The sequence below is a fragment of the Bacillus sp. FSL W7-1354 genome, from assembly GCF_038002405.1.
GTDB classification, from domain to species: domain Bacteria; phylum Bacillota; class Bacilli; order Bacillales; family Bacillaceae; genus Bacillus; species Bacillus paralicheniformis.
Map to the genome: position 1 here is coordinate 520,970 of NZ_JBBOCL010000001.1, position 14,347 is coordinate 535,316.

The window sequence follows — 14,347 nt, forward strand, 5'->3', positions numbered from 1 at the left end:
GAAGCAACGATGAAAATGAGAGTCATCCATTTGTTTATAGCCGCCGGATTTCTATTGCTCGCCGGAGCCTGTTCTAACGAGCCGACAGCAAAAGAAAGCATGGATCAATATGTAGACAAATGGAACGATCAAAAATTTGAAGAAATGTATGAACAGCTGTCGGCTGAAGCGCAAAAATCGATTTCAAAAGACGATTTCATCAAGCGCAATCAATCCATTTATGAACAGATCGGAGTTTCCGATTTGAAGGTTTCAGCAGTCGATAACGATGAAGATGAAAAAAATAAAGAGAAAAAAGATGCAGTGACAATACCGTATAAAGTCAGCATGAATACATTGGCCGGCCCCGTTTCTTTTGAAGGGAAGGCAAAGCTTGTCAAAGAAAAAAAAGACGGTGACACGTCATGGAAAGTCAACTGGAACCCATCCTTTATTTTTTCACAGCTGAAGGAAGGGGAGACCATCCGGATTACCGCCAAGGAACCAGCGAGAGGCATCATTTATGACAGAAACGGAAAGAAACTCGCTACGAATGCGACAGTGCCTGAAATCGGCGTCGTTCCGGGGCAGCTCGGAGATGAGAAAGATGGTGTCATCAAAAAGCTCGCGAACATGCTTGACATGGAAAAAGAAGACATCGAAAAACAGCTGTCCGCAAGCTGGGTGACGGACGAATCATTCGTTCCCTTGAAAAAAGTGAAGCCTGGTAGCACAGAGCTTCTTAAAAAAGCGACCTCTCTTCCCGGGGTTTTGAAACAAGACACGCAATCAAGATACTATCCTTACGGTGAAAAAGCCGCACATCTTACCGGTTACATACGGCCGATTACTGAAGAGGAATTAAAGCAGAATAAAGAAGGCTACAGCGAGCATTCACTGCTCGGAATCGTCGGTCTCGAACACATTTATGAAAAAGAACTCAGAGGAGAAATCGGCTGGACGATTTCGATTCCTGAATCAAACGCGACGGTTGCCTCAAAGGATGCAAAAGACGGAAAAGACATCCATACCACGATCGATATCAACAAACAGGAAGAACTGTACAACCAGTTAAAAGATGACTCCGGTGCTGCCGTTGCGTTAGAGCCGCAGACTGGAGAAACGTTGGCGCTTGTCAGCGCGCCTTCATACGATCCGAACGGTTTTTTGTTTGGCTGGAAAAAAGGAGAATGGGAAAAACTCAACAAAGATGCGTCTGCGCCATTCACCTCTAAATTTAATAAAACCTATGCTCCGGGTTCAACGATCAAACCGATCACGGCTTCAATCGGTCTGAAAAATGACGCGATCAAAGCGGATGAACCTAAGAAGATCGAAGGGAAGGAATGGCAGAAAGATTCGTCATGGGGCGGATATAAAGTCACACGGGTTTCCGATCGATTAAGCGATGTCAACCTGGAAAACGCGCTGATCACTTCCGACAACATTTATTTCGCGCAGACCGCCCTTGACACAGGGAAGGATCAATTTGTCGAAGGCCTGAAATCATTCGGCTTCGAGGAAAAACTTGATTATGAATTCCCGACGAAGTCTTCCTCCATATCAAACGAAGGAATCGACTCGGATATTCTCCTTGCCGATTCAGGATACGGACAGGGGCAAATGCTGATGTCGCCGATACACCTCGCGGCAAGCTATACGCCTTTCTTGAACGACGGTAATCTGATCAAGCCGCACCTGATCAAAAAGGACGGCGAAGAGAAAGAAATATGGCATAAAAACGTACTGCCCACAGGCGGAGCAGAAGCGATTACAAAAGGATTGAAAGGCGTTGTAGAAGACCCTCGCGGCTCGGCTTACAAGCCGGTTGTCAAAGGGCTCACGATCGCAGGGAAAACGGGAACGGCCGAGCTGAAAACGAAGAAAGACGAAAAAGGTAAAGAAAACGGCTGGTTCACCGCTTATGATTACAAAAACAAAAACCTTTTAATCACGATGATGATCGAGGATGTGTCAGATCGCGGCGGCAGCTCATATGTCGTCAATAAAGTGAAAAAAGTGTTTAAATAAGCACCCTTCAGGGTGCTTATTTTTTTGCCGAAAACTGGATGTGTGGAATGTACGGAAACGGAAAGGATATGGATGAAACGACAAAAGAAAGGAATGTCATCATGAAAAGAAAAGTTGCCAGAAATGAAGCGGCTCTTAACAATAAAACGCCTGCTGAAAGCATGCATGATCATCAATACATGACCCAATATGATGCCGAAAACGGAGACAGGGGCGCCAACCGCAACTCGAAACAAGGGAAGCAGGGAGAATCGCGCCAATGAAAAAACATCAAAAAAGCAAGGATATGCAAAACCATAAAAAACCGATGAATCCAGATGTGCTTCAAGAGGAATTTTCAAACGAACTGGGCGATGTCAACGCCTTTAAATTGATTGATGTGATCGAGAACAATAAAAAAAAGAACAAAAAGGCGGACGGACAGCAGCGGGATAAAGATTAAAACTGCGGATCAAACGAGAAAGGTGCAAATCGGAAACGATTTGCACCTTCCAGCGTGTCGCCAAACCCTCGCATTCGTTGTCAGGCCTGCGCGTCGGTGCTCACGAATTCTAACATTCGCTCCGCTCCGATGCTCGGCCTTCCTAGACTGCAAGGGTTTTCAATCACGCTGATGGGATGAAAAAATTGCAAAACAAAAAAGCTGTTTTGCGATTTTTTCAACAATCTGAAAGGTCCAAATCGGAAACGATTTGGACCTTCATTTATTTTAAATAAGGGTTATATCCGTTGTCTTTTTTCAACATCCTCATTAAATTCGTCATTTTCAATTCGATGAACGGCTGGGCGACCGTTTTCACAAATCCGCTTGATAAGCAGAAGGTTAAAATCGCCGTGGCGATGATTAATAGCGTCAGACTTTGATAATCGGCAAGCCATTCTTCCGCTCCCGTTTTTCTGAACGACTTGATGATAAAGCCGTGCAGCAGATAGACATAAAATGTGCGCGTTCCCCACAGGGTAAAGAAATACCGCCTTTCAGGCACAAGCGCCATGAACGCGAACGTTGAAGCGAACGTGATGACGAGGAGCGCCACTCGGTTTAACCCGCTTTTTATCCCGACATCGCCGAATTCCGAATAGGGTTTGGACCCGAACAGCCAGGAGTAATCGAAGTCTACAAAAAAGTAGAAAACGAACGTTGCTGCTAAAACGGCTAGAGCGGCCTGCTTGCCTTTCCAGCCTCTCAGTATTTTAAAATGGTCTTTTTGCAAATAATAGCCCGCCAAAAAGACCGGGAAGAAAACAAACGTGCGGGACAGGCTGAGCGTGTTGCTGATCAAGTCGATATATCCGACAAGAACGGCGATCGCAAAGCTTGCGGCAAACGCCCATTTCGCCGGCAGTTTTGTGAATGGAAACAACAGGATATTCCAAAAGAACAGGCTCAGCAAAAACCAAAGCGACCATTGCGGTTCAATCGGATTTGCGGCCGTTAAGCTTTGATCATCGATAAAGGAATAAAACAGCGTATAGATTCCCTGGAAAATCAAATAAGGAACAATCAGCTTCCAGGCGATTTTTTTGACATAGCCGTGGCGGTTGAACCCTTTTGCAAAATAGCCTGATATGAGAATAAAAGCAGGCATATGAAACGTGTAAATAAATTTATAAATATGAAGCAGAGCATCATTATCATGAATATAGGACCTGATTATATGTCCGAATACGACGAGAAAAATTAATAGGAATTTTGCATTGTCGAAATAGCTGTCGCGCGAAGTCGCCATAACATCACCCTTTCACAAACATTTTCAGGAGACGCCGGTGCGGGAAGCGTCTGAACCCCGGAACATTCTTTCCGGAATGACGTCTTCCACCAGTCTGGCCTCATTTTAAAATTTTAAAATAGAAAGCATGTGTTTTCCTATGCATTAAGTCTTATTGTTAGGTCGATGTAATTGAACAGTAAGGAACTTTTATATCGTCATCTTCCTGTAAAATAGGCGGAAAGGTTGTAAAAGTTCGAAACAAATGAAGGAAGATTTTCCGGTTTGTAGAATAATTGGAGGACAGGTTTTCAAGAAGGAGTGTAATAAATGGAGGAAACTCTTGATTTGAATGAATCCTTAAATCTGCAAAACCAGCTGAACAGACTGAAGAAAGAGAACGCCAAGCTGAAAGCGGATTTGTATCAGTATGAGCTGCTGTTTAACGGGACGCTGGACGCTATTTTTATATTGGATAAACAGATGAACATCATCCAGGCGAATGATGCCGCCTGCAAAATTCTGCAAAGCCAAAAAAAGAATTTGCTGGACCGGTCGGCGCTCGACTTCCTGCACGCCGTCCCGCCGGATGAACTGAACCAGAGCATTCAACGCTTTTTGGAGCGGGGATATGCGAAAAAAGAAGTGGCCATCAGGCTTGACAACGGATCTGTCAAATATATCGAGTTTACTGCAAGCAAAGGAATCGGTGAAGACTGCTATTTTGTCGTCATGAGGGACATTTCATCGAAAAAAATATTGGAGCGGGAGCGCACCATTAATGAAAAGCTGTTTAAAGATTTGTTTCACCGCGCGGTTGAAGGAATCGTCATCTTTGATAAACAAGGCTGTTTCATCGATGCGAACCATTCGTTTTGCCAGAGCTTCGAAATTGAAAAAACAGAGCTTTCAAAACTGAAGCTGTCTCAATTCGTATCCCCTGAAAACAAGGGGCGGCTCGATAAAATCTGGAATGCTCTTTTCAGAAGAGGGAAAGCAAAAGGGGAGCTTCCTGTCCGGCTCAGATCAGGAGAAGACCGGCTGTTTGAGCTTACGATAACCTCGAACATTTTAAACGGCTTTTACATGTCGATTATGAGGGATATTACCGAGAAGCGCTCGATGGAAAAACAGCTGTTTAAAAGCGAAGAACGCTTTAGAGAAGTCTTTGAAAATGCGATGGATGCCATTATACTGATGAATAACGACGGCCGCATCGTCAAAGCGAACCAGTCGGCCTGCAAAATCTTCGAACTGCCGATGGAACAGCTTCTCAACAAGAAGATGACCGATTTTATTGATCAAACCGATCAGAGGTACCATGCCATTCAAAAGCAGTATGATCAAAAAGGGGAAATCCGGGCGGAACTGCTGTTTCGTATGGCAAACGGACAATATAAAGAGCTTGAGTTCACGTCAAAACGGATCATGTTCGACAGCCAGGACCTAACCATTTTAAGAAATGTCAGCGACAGAAAACGAATGGAACAAGAATTGCGGGAAAGCGAATTGAAGTTCAGAAAAGTATTCAACGGATCAATGGACGGAATCGTTCTTTTCAACAACCAGTACGACATTATCGATGCGAACCCCCTTGCCGGAAAAATTCTCAGCACCCCTCTTGAACAGCTGAAAACGTCCAATCTACTTGATGTCATCTCCGGCTATCATATAGAAAACGCAGCTTCTCCCGCTAAAACGATTTCCTTAGAAGAAATGGACAATGACATCCCATTCCTGCTGAGCGACCAAAAACGGATTCTTGAATTTTCATTTAAAAGAAATATCATTCAAAATATGAACTTGGCGATGCTCAGAGACGTGACAGAACGAAAAGAGCTTGAAGAGCGGCTCCGCAAGTCTGATACCCTTCACGTCGTCGGCGAACTCGCAGCCGGAATTGCCCATGAAATCCGCAACCCGATGACGGCGCTAAAGGGATTTATCCAACTGCTGAAAGGCAGCATCCAAAATGAGGATCACGCGCTTTACTTTAATGTCATCACATCAGAACTCAAAAGGATTGAATCGATTATTACGGAGTTTCTCATCCTTGCAAAACCGCAGGCGATTATGTATGAAGAAAAAAATATCGTCAAAATCATGCAGGACACAATGGATTTGCTGCACGCACAGGCAAACCTTGACAACGTTCAGATGCATCTGAAGTGCGAAGGCGGCATTCCGCTGATTTATTGCGAGCCGAATCAGCTGAAACAGGTATTTATCAACATTTTGAAAAATGCGATTGAAGTGATGCCTGACGGAGGCAACGTATATGTGTCGATCAAACCGAAAGGAGACGACCATATCATTATCTCGCTTGCTGACGAAGGAATCGGCATGACAGAAGACAAATTGAAGAGGCTCGGCGAACCTTTTTACACGACAAAAGAACGGGGCACTGGACTCGGGCTCATGGTCAGTTATAAAATTATTGAAGAGCATAATGGAAAAATCGAAGTTGAAAGTGAAGAAGGGAGAGGCACGACATTCCATCTGACTCTCCCGATCAGACAGCATCATGAGGAGGAGGCTTAATCGCATCGTGGGCTTTTATATTGAAATGACCTCGCCTTTTGGACAAGCTTACATTGTCGAGGAAAATCACCACATTACACATTTGCTATTTGAAAAAGATGAACTAAAACAGCTCCAGCAAGACGGCTTGGAGCTTCGCCGGACCGAAACGGAATTGTTGAAGGAGGCAAAGCGCCAGCTCGAAGAATATTTCAGGGGGGAGCGGAAGACGTTCACCCTTCCTCTCCGCCAGGATGGAACCCCGTTTCAGAAAAAAGTGTGGGAGGCGCTGCAGTTGATCCCGTACGGTGAATCACGGAGCTATTTAGATATCGCGTGCGCCGTCGGGAATCCGAAAGCGGTTCGCGCAATCGGCCAGGCCAATAAAAGAAATGCGCTGCCGATTTTGATCCCGTGCCACCGTGTCATCGGCAAAAATCGTTCTTTAACGGGGTACTCCGGAAATGAAACGGATAAAAAAGCGGTGCTGCTCGACATCGAAAATATTGCGTATAAGGGAAAATAATATACGAGCACGCCGTTTCTTTTTTTCGTCAGCGACATATAATTTTATTAAGTTAAAAATGTTGGTCTTGGTAAAAAAGGAGGACGAATAAGTGAAAACGAACCGCCCGAACAAAATAGCAGGATACGCGGAATTGTTCGTCAAGCTGCACGTGTTGACCGAAGAGCAGAAGAAAGACATCATCAAATCGATTAAAATCCGCTAAAGCGGCCTAAGTAAGGGCTTCAGCGGAAAACAGCGCTTCAATTTCTTCTTCAAACCTGTCTGTGATAATCCCTTTTTCCGTAATGATGCCAGAGATTAAATCGTGCGGCGTGATATCAAAAGCAGGGTTGAACACTGGCACCTCTTGCGGAGCTATTTGCGTTCCGTTTATCAGCCTGACTTCATCCGGATCGCGTTCTTCAATCGGAATGTCGTCGCCGCATGAAATCGAAACATCAAAAGTTGACAGGGGAGCGGCGATAAAAAACGGGATTTGAAAGGCTTTGGCGAGGATTGCCAAGCCATATGTTCCGATTTTATTGGCTGTATCTCCGTTTCTCGCGATCCTGTCCGCTCCGACAATGACGGCTGAAATGTTTTTTTCTTTCATCGTATGGGCAGCCATGCTGTCTGTAATCAGCGTCACGTCAATTCCCCCCTGCATAAGCTCCCACGCCGTCAGGCGCGCCCCTTGCAGGACAGGCCTCGTTTCACAGGCATAAATATGAAGGTCGAGGTCCTTTGTTTTGGCAAGATAAAACGGGGAAAGGGCCGTACCGTACCTGCTTGTCGCAATCGAGCCGGCGTTGCAGATGGTCATGATGCTGTCACCCGATTTGAACAAATGCAGTGCATTCTGTCCGATTTGCCGGCACGTTTCTTCGTCTTCAACCTGGATCTGAATAGCTTCATGGATCAGATTTGTTTTTGCTTCATTGACCGATTTTGCGTCCTCCGCACTTTTTACCAGCCGATTGAGAGCCCAGGATAAATTGACGGCTGTCGGCCTTGCCTGATTGAGTTCATCTTTGATTTTTCCGAGTTCCACCAGAAACGCGGAAACGTCAGATGTATCGATGCTTTGTGCGCAAAGGGCGAGTCCGAAGGCGGCTGTAATGCCGATGGCAGGTGCCCCCCTCACTTTCAGCGTTTGAATCGCATCATAGACGTCTTCTTTTGTTGTGAGGTGCAGGTATTCCGTCTTTTCGGGAAGCTTTTGCTGGTTCAGAATTTTTACCGATGCTTCTTCCCATTCGACAGAGCGGGGCACCGCAAATTGTTCAGGCATGTCATTCACTCCTTAAGCGCGTTCCGAAACGCTTCAATCAAGTCTTTTGGCGTCCGGAAACCGCTGCGTTTTTCTATGAATGCTGCGCCTATTTTAAGGGCGAGCTTTTTTTGGCTGATTCTCCGGGAAAACGGAACGATTGTTTCAAGGTCCGCCACATGGGCAAGGCCGATCGTCCGGCGGATCATTTCGCAGCCGGCAAAGCCTGCTGCGTCTTCAAACGCCTGCTTCAGAACTGATTCAAGGCGTCCTTTCTCATTTTTGCAAGCGTCAAGAGCATCGTTTTCCCATGCTTCGCTGAATGTCCGGCTGAACGTATGCCAGACGGTCTCGACATGGCGGTATAAAGGAGCCCGCCTGTTTTCTTCGCGGGAAAGCGCGTGCAGCAGCAGGTTGGCGATAAACTGTCCAATGTCAAACCCGATCGGGCCGAAAAACGCAAATTCAGGGTCGATGATTTTCGTTTCGGCTTCTTCACTTGCGAAAATGCTGCCTGTATGAAGGTCGCCGTGGATCAGCGTTTCCTCTGCAGACAAAAAGCGCTGTTTTAGTTTTGCCACTTCAATTTTTAATGCTTCATTGCGCCAAAGATCTTCCGCTTCATCGCGAAGCTCTTCTTCGAAATCGTTTGTCTCATGATCAAAGAAAGGGTCTGTGAACACAAGGCTTTCTGTAATATCGCACAGATCCGGATTCGTAAACTGCTTCACAAGCCGCCCTTTAACTGTTGGGTCAAGTGCATATTCAGACGAGTAAAAATGTGTTTTTCCAAGGAATTCTCCGATGTCTTCCGACAGGTGGGGATAATCCTTCCCGTCAATCAGTCCTTTTCTGGCGATTTCCAAGTGAGAAAGGTCTTCCAATACGGTAACGGCAAGCTCGGTGTCAGAATAGTACACGTTCGGGACAAGGTGCGGGACATGCTCGGCTTGGCGGATCAGCGCACTGCTTTCGATTCTCGCCCTGTCAAGCGACAGCGGCCAGCTTTCGCCGACGACTTTCGCATAAGGCACCGCCTGTTTGATGATCAGCCCTTTTTGCTGCTCTTTGTCATACACGCGGAAGACCAAATTCAAGTTTCCGTCCCCGATCTCCTGGCATGTCAGGGTGCTTTTGCTTGGAAAAAGCCCGAGGCGGACGGCCAGCGCGGCCGCGGAGCTTTCGGTCAAAGTTTCGTATGCTGCGGTTTTCGTTACGGTCATGTGTGATTCCCCCTAAATGTCGTTAACAATAAAAAAGCCTCTTTCTCATCGAGAGAAAGAGGCTGATTTGTCGCGTTCGCCTCTCTTATCTCTCAGAATTCAAAGTCTGATGGAATTAGCACCGTGCCCTAGCGGCGCAGAATTTCGCGCCCCATTTCACAATGGTATTACGGTCGGTTGCTGTTGGGGTCATTAGGCCAGTCCTTCACCCAACTCTCGATAAGAGAAATCAATATAAAATTTTGAAATTTCAGTTCGGTCAGTTGCTGAAAATGTTACCAGCATCTCAGTTTTCTTGTCAACACTTTTTTAATATAAATCTCTGCGAATGTCCTCAAAAACCGGAATTTGCCCCCGCGCTTTTTCAATGTCCCCGAGGTTGATTTCGGTCCTGATGACGGCTTCACCGCTCCCTGCTTCAGCGAGGGTGCGGCCGAGCGGATCAATGATGATGCTGTGGCCCGCAAATTCGTTTGCCGGGTCACTTCCCGCTCGGTTGCAGGCTGCGACAAAGCACTGATTTTCAATCGCTCTGGCTTTTAAAAGGCTTTGCCAGTGATCGAGGCGGGCGAGCGGCCATTCCGCCGATACAAAGATGATGCCCGCACCTTCCTTCGTATGTTTTCTGATCCATTCCGGGAAACGGATGTCGTAGCAGATAAACCCCGCAGCCGGGATCCCTTCAAGCTCGAAGCTCCCGTCGCCTGAGCCCGCTGACAAATAGAGGTGTTCGTCCATCAGCTGGAAAAGGTGAGCTTTGCTGTATTCTTTGATCAAATGTCCGTTTTTGTCTGCGATGTACATGATATTGTACACACCGCTTTTTTTCTTAACGGCGACAGAGCCGCATATGATATGGACACGGTTTGCTTTTGCCGTTTCCTGCAGCCATCTCTTCGTTTGCCTGCCTTCTTCATCTGCGATGGAGCCGAGATTTTTTAAATCATAACCCGTCGTCCACAGCTCGGGAAGGAGAAGAACATCCGCTTTTCGGCTTTCCTGTTCGATCAGCTGCTCCGCTTTTTTAAAATTTTCAGAAGGATTGCCGTATGCGATATCGAATTGCAGACATGAAATTGTCAGCTTCAATCTGGATCACCTCATTTTTTTCTTTACATTTTACATTTAACAATATATGATGATGGACTATCATTTCAAGAATTTTTCAAAAGCGGGTGAATCATATGAAATTTGAGCTTTCAGATGTGCTGAAACAGCTGCCTGAGCAGTTTTTCGCTTCCTTGGTGAAAAAGGTGAATGAAAAAATCGCCGCCGGCCATGATGTGATCAATCTCGGCCAGGGGAATCCCGATCAGCCGACACCTGATCACATCGTTGATACAATGGCGCAAGCCGTTCGCAACCCTGAAAACCATCAGTATTCCTCCTTTCGCGGCAGCCGTTCACTCAAGGAGGCGGCAGCCGCGTTCTATCGAAGGGAATACGGTGTAGAGCTCGATCCCGAACGCGAAGTCGCTGTATTGTTCGGCGGAAAAGCCGGTCTTGTCGAGCTTCCGCAATGTTTGTTAAATCCGGGGGATGCCGTGCTCGTTCCCGATCCCGGCTATCCCGACTACTGGTCGGGCGTTGAGCTGGCAAGAGCGAACATGGAAACGATGCCGCTTACAGCGGGCAATCAGTTTCTGCCTGACTACAGCCGGATTCCGAAGGAAGTGAAAGAAAAAGCGAAGCTCATGTATTTAAATTATCCAAACAATCCAACCGGTGCCCAAGCCACGCCTGTTTTTTTCGAAGAGACTGTCCGGTTTGCCAAGTCGAACGGAATTTGCGTCGTCCACGATTTTGCCTACGGTGCGATCGGCTACGACGGCAAGAGGCCTGTCAGCTTTCTCGAAACGGAGGGGGCAAAAGACACAGGAATCGAAATTTACACGCTTTCCAAAACGTATAATATGGCTGGATGGCGGGTCGGGTTTGCAGTTGGCAACGCCTCTGTGATCGAAGCGCTGAACCTTTATCAGGACCATATGTATGTCAGCCTTTTTAAAGCGGTTCAAGACGCCGCGGCAGTCGCGCTTCTATCAGACCAAGCGTGTGTCAAGGAGCAAAATGAGCGCTACGAAAAAAGGCGGGATGTATGGATTCGTGCGGTCCGCGAAATCGGTTGGCACGCGGATGCTCCGCAAGGTTCTTTTTTCGCCTGGATGCCTGTCCCTGACGGGTATACATCTGAGGCTTTTTCCGATCTGCTTCTCGAAAAAGCGAATGTCGTCACAGCGCCCGGCATCGGCTTCGGCAAATACGGAGAAGGCTATGTGAGAGTCGGCCTCTTGACAAGCGAAGAGCGGCTCCGGGAAGCGGCTTCGCGCATTGCCAAGCTGAATATATTCAAAAAGACCGGCCACAGTCATTGACAACCGGGAAAAACGATGGGATAATTCAAAATAATTTATAAAATCAATATTCTTATCAAGAGCAGGCAGAGGGACAAGCCCGATGAAGCCCGGCAACCGACTTTTTAAGCACGGTGCTAATTCTTGCAGCTGACGCTGAGAGATAAGGATTCGAACCTGAAATGCGAAACCTCTTTTAGCTAAAGCAGCAAAAGAGGTTTTTTATATGCATGAAGCAGGAAGGAGCTACAGAATGAGTGAACTTTTGGCAACATATGTTTTGACAGATCAAGGATGTGACGCAGAAAAGCGGGCCGAGCAAATCGCGATCGGACTGACGGTCGGGTCGTGGACAGATCTGCCGCTCTTAAAGCAGGAACAGCTGAAAAAGCATAAAGGACGCGTCGTCAAGGTCGAAGAAACAGAAAGCGCGCTGGGGGAAAAACAGGCAACGGTCACCATCGCTTATCCGGAAGCCAATTTTACAAGCGACATTCCCGCTGTGCTGACGACCGTTTTTGGAAAGCTGTCTCTCGACGGAAAAATCAAATTGGCGGATTTGGAGTTTTCGCAGTCTTTTAAACAATCATTGCCGGGTCCGAAATTCGGCGTATACGGGATCCGGAAAAAAATCGGCGAATTTGAAAGGCCTCTCTTGATGAGCATTTTTAAAGGCGTCATCGGCCGCGATATGGAAGACTTGAAGGAACAGCTCAGACAGCAGGCGCTCGGCGGAGTGGATTTGATCAAGGACGATGAAATCTTATTCGAAACAGGCAGTGCCCCCTTTGAAAAACGAATCACGGAAGGAAAAAAAGTGCTTGAGGCAGCTTTTGAAGAAACAGGGCGCAAAACGCTGTATGCCGTCAACCTGACGGGCAGGACAATGGAGCTGAAATCGAAGGCGAGAAAAGCAGCCGAGCTCGGAGCCGATGTGTTGCTGCTGAATGTGTTTGCCTACGGGCTCGATGTTTTGCAAAGCCTTGCGGAAGACGACGACATCCCGCTGCCGATCATGGCGCACCCGGCAGTAAGCGGCGCACTCACTTCGTCGCCGCATTACGGTTTTTCCCATTCGCTCTTGCTCGGCAAGCTCAACCGGTATGCGGGTGCTGATTTCAGCCTGTTCCCTTCACCGTACGGAAGCGTTGCTCTGCCGAAGCGGGATGCGCTTGCCATATATGATGAATGCACGAAGGAAGACGTTTTTAAACCGACATTCGCCGTCCCGTCGGCCGGTATTCACCCCGGCATGGTGCCGCTCTTGATGAAAGACTTCGGCATTGACCATATCATCAACGCAGGCGGGGGGATTCACGGTCATCCAAACGGAGCGGCAGGCGGAGGAAGAGCGTTTCGGGCGATCATTGATGCCGTCCTGGAAGCGGAGCCAGTCGAAGAAAAAGCAAAGCGTTCTCCCGATTTGAAGCTCGCCCTTGAAAAATGGGGAAGGGTTGAGGTTTCCGTATGAGGCAGCCGCTTATCATTTGCGATTTTGACGGAACCATTACAACAAACGACAACATCATCAGCATTATGAAACAATTTGCTCCAGAAGAGTGGCTCGCTTTAAAAGACGGGGTTCTGTCCAGGGACATATCGATTAAGGACGGGGTCGGCAAAATGTTTCAATTGCTGCCGACAAGCCTGAAAGAAGACATTATGGAATATGTAATGAAACAAGCCGAGATCCGCCCCGGGTTTACAGAGTTTGTCTCTTTCCTGGATGAGCAGGGTCTTCCGTTTTACGTCGTGAGCGGAGGGATGGACTTTTTCGTCTATCCACTGCTTGAAGGCATTGTCGAAAAGGAACGCATTTACTGCAATGAGGCCGGCTTTTCAGGGCGCAATATCGAGATCCGCTGGCCGTATCCGTGTGACGGCAGCTGCGGAAATGAATGCGGCTGCTGCAAGCCTTCTATCATCCGCCGGCTGAAAGGCTGGGACGATTTTGTTGTCATGATTGGGGACTCTGTTACAGATGTTGAAGCTGCCAAATGTTCCGACTTGTGCATCGCGCGCGATTATTTGCTGCGGGAATGTGAGGGACTCGGCCTGAAGCATGCGGGATTCGGCGATTTCCGTGATGTAAAGCGAATACTTGAAGAGACCGCGGAGGTGAAAGAATGGACCCTGAGCAAAAATGGCACGAACTTGCCGAGGTAAAAAAAGAGCTTGCGGAAAGGGATTGGTTCCCTGCGACAAGCGGCAATCTGTCAATCAAAGTATCAGAAGACCCGCTGCGATTTCTCATCACAGCAAGCGGAAAAGATAAGCGAAAAGCATCCGCGGAGGATTTTCTGCTGGCGGACGAAGAGGGGAGACCGGCGGAGACCGGACATACGCTGAAACCGTCGGCGGAGACGCTGCTGCACACCCGTGTCTATCAAAATACAAACGCGGGCTGCTGTCTTCACGTCCATACGATTGACAACAATGTCATCTCAGAGCTTTACGCAAAAGAAAAGCAAGCGACATTCAGAGGCCAGGAAATCATAAAGGCGCTCGGTCTTTGGGAGGAAAATGCGGAGGTTACGATCCCGATTATCGAAAACAGCGCTCATATTCCGGATTTGGCGGCGGATTTTGCCGGACACCTTTCAGGCGATTCAGGGGCAGTGCTGATTCGCAGCCACGGCATTACCGTCTGGGGAAAAACGGCATTTGAGACAAAGCGGATGCTTGAAGCGTATGAATTCCTGTTCAGCTGGCATTTAAAACTGAAAGTTTTGCAGGCTTACCACGTTAATTAA

At 47.5% G+C, this 14,347-nt stretch carries 14 protein-coding genes and 2 riboswitches; of the genes, 10 read left to right on the top strand and 4 right to left on the bottom strand.

The features are described 5' to 3' along the window. Positions 1 to 9 precede the first annotated feature (9 nt). From MKZ04_RS02775 to MKZ04_RS02785, 3 genes are read left to right on the top strand one after another with little or no spacing between them, the layout of a single operon-like run. Positions 10 to 2,010 carry a penicillin-binding transpeptidase domain-containing protein gene (locus tag MKZ04_RS02775; protein WP_341045263.1) on the top strand — a complete coding sequence of 667 codons (2,001 nt, stop codon included), beginning with the start codon at positions 10 to 12 and terminating at the stop codon, positions 2,008 to 2,010. A 47-nt stretch (positions 2,011 to 2,057) separates the two neighbouring features. Continuing rightward, positions 2,058 to 2,273 carry a hypothetical protein gene (locus tag MKZ04_RS02780; RefSeq protein WP_023856450.1) on the top strand — a complete coding sequence of 72 codons (216 nt, stop codon included), beginning with the start codon at positions 2,058 to 2,060 and terminating at the stop codon, positions 2,271 to 2,273. After that, positions 2,270 to 2,452: a hypothetical protein gene (locus MKZ04_RS02785; RefSeq protein ID WP_020451131.1), complete on the top strand. Its 183-nt coding sequence runs from the start codon at positions 2,270 to 2,272 to the stop codon at positions 2,450 to 2,452. Before MKZ04_RS02780 ends, MKZ04_RS02785 begins: the two co-directional genes overlap by 4 nt. A 262-nt stretch (positions 2,453 to 2,714) precedes the next feature. On the opposite strand, the gene MKZ04_RS02790 is transcribed toward MKZ04_RS02785, so the two are convergent. Then, on the bottom strand, positions 2,715 to 3,740 hold the full coding sequence (locus MKZ04_RS02790; protein WP_025810280.1) for an acyltransferase family protein: 1,026 nt from the start codon (positions 3,738 to 3,740) through the stop codon (positions 2,715 to 2,717). A gap of 309 nt (positions 3,741 to 4,049) precedes the next feature. Here MKZ04_RS02790 and MKZ04_RS02795 point away from each other — a divergent pair, with 309 nt between their 5' ends. From MKZ04_RS02795 to MKZ04_RS02805, 3 genes are all read left to right on the top strand, one after another. Further along, complete coding sequence (locus MKZ04_RS02795; RefSeq protein WP_020451133.1) at positions 4,050 to 6,260, top strand: PAS domain-containing sensor histidine kinase; 2,211 nt, start codon at positions 4,050 to 4,052, stop codon at positions 6,258 to 6,260. 7 nt (positions 6,261 to 6,267) lie between these two features. Continuing rightward, positions 6,268 to 6,765, top strand: a complete 498-nt coding sequence (locus MKZ04_RS02800; RefSeq protein ID WP_020451134.1) for a methylated-DNA--[protein]-cysteine S-methyltransferase — start codon at positions 6,268 to 6,270, stop codon at positions 6,763 to 6,765. A 91-nt stretch (positions 6,766 to 6,856) separates the two neighbouring features. Continuing rightward, positions 6,857 to 6,970, top strand: coding sequence for a hypothetical protein (locus MKZ04_RS02805; RefSeq protein WP_023857319.1), 114 nt, complete (start codon positions 6,857 to 6,859; stop codon positions 6,968 to 6,970). Between the two features lie 6 nt (positions 6,971 to 6,976). Here MKZ04_RS02805 and mtnA read toward each other — a convergent pair whose 3' ends face one another. The 3 genes from mtnA to MKZ04_RS02820 form a co-directional block, all read right to left on the bottom strand. Next, complete coding sequence (gene mtnA / locus MKZ04_RS02810; RefSeq protein WP_026579811.1) at positions 6,977 to 8,038, bottom strand: S-methyl-5-thioribose-1-phosphate isomerase; 1,062 nt, start codon at positions 8,036 to 8,038, stop codon at positions 6,977 to 6,979. Between the two features lie 5 nt (positions 8,039 to 8,043). Next, positions 8,044 to 9,240 (bottom strand): S-methyl-5-thioribose kinase, encoded by a 1,197-nt coding sequence (gene mtnK, locus MKZ04_RS02815; protein WP_096748035.1) that lies wholly within the window; start codon positions 9,238 to 9,240, stop codon positions 8,044 to 8,046. Between the two features lie 82 nt (positions 9,241 to 9,322). Then, a riboswitch (SAM riboswitch) is annotated at positions 9,323 to 9,466 on the bottom strand. An 83-nt stretch (positions 9,467 to 9,549) separates the two neighbouring features. Beyond that, entirely contained in the window at positions 9,550 to 10,329 is a 780-nt protein-coding gene (locus MKZ04_RS02820; protein WP_020451137.1) for a carbon-nitrogen family hydrolase, read from the bottom strand. A 95-nt stretch (positions 10,330 to 10,424) separates the two neighbouring features. Here MKZ04_RS02820 and MKZ04_RS02825 point away from each other — a divergent pair, with 95 nt between their 5' ends. The 4 genes from MKZ04_RS02825 (at position 10,425) to MKZ04_RS02840 (ending at position 14,347) form a co-directional block, all read left to right on the top strand. Then, positions 10,425 to 11,615: a pyridoxal phosphate-dependent aminotransferase gene (locus tag MKZ04_RS02825; RefSeq protein WP_096748036.1), complete on the top strand. Its 1,191-nt coding sequence runs from the start codon at positions 10,425 to 10,427 to the stop codon at positions 11,613 to 11,615. 49 nt (positions 11,616 to 11,664) lie between these two features. Next, a riboswitch (SAM riboswitch) is annotated at positions 11,665 to 11,764 on the top strand. An 83-nt stretch (positions 11,765 to 11,847) separates the two neighbouring features. Next, a complete protein-coding gene (gene mtnW / locus MKZ04_RS02830) occupies positions 11,848 to 13,065 on the top strand; it encodes a 2,3-diketo-5-methylthiopentyl-1-phosphate enolase (RefSeq protein ID WP_256163703.1) in 1,218 nt (405 codons plus the stop codon). Next, positions 13,062 to 13,760 carry a 2-hydroxy-3-keto-5-methylthiopentenyl-1-phosphate phosphatase gene (mtnX, locus tag MKZ04_RS02835; protein ID WP_161513166.1) on the top strand — a complete coding sequence of 233 codons (699 nt, stop codon included), beginning with the start codon at positions 13,062 to 13,064 and terminating at the stop codon, positions 13,758 to 13,760. Before mtnW ends, mtnX begins: the two co-directional genes overlap by 4 nt. Beyond that, a complete protein-coding gene (locus tag MKZ04_RS02840) occupies positions 13,721 to 14,347 on the top strand; it encodes a methylthioribulose 1-phosphate dehydratase (RefSeq protein WP_341045267.1) in 627 nt (208 codons plus the stop codon). The genes mtnX and MKZ04_RS02840 overlap by 40 nt, the downstream gene beginning before the upstream one ends.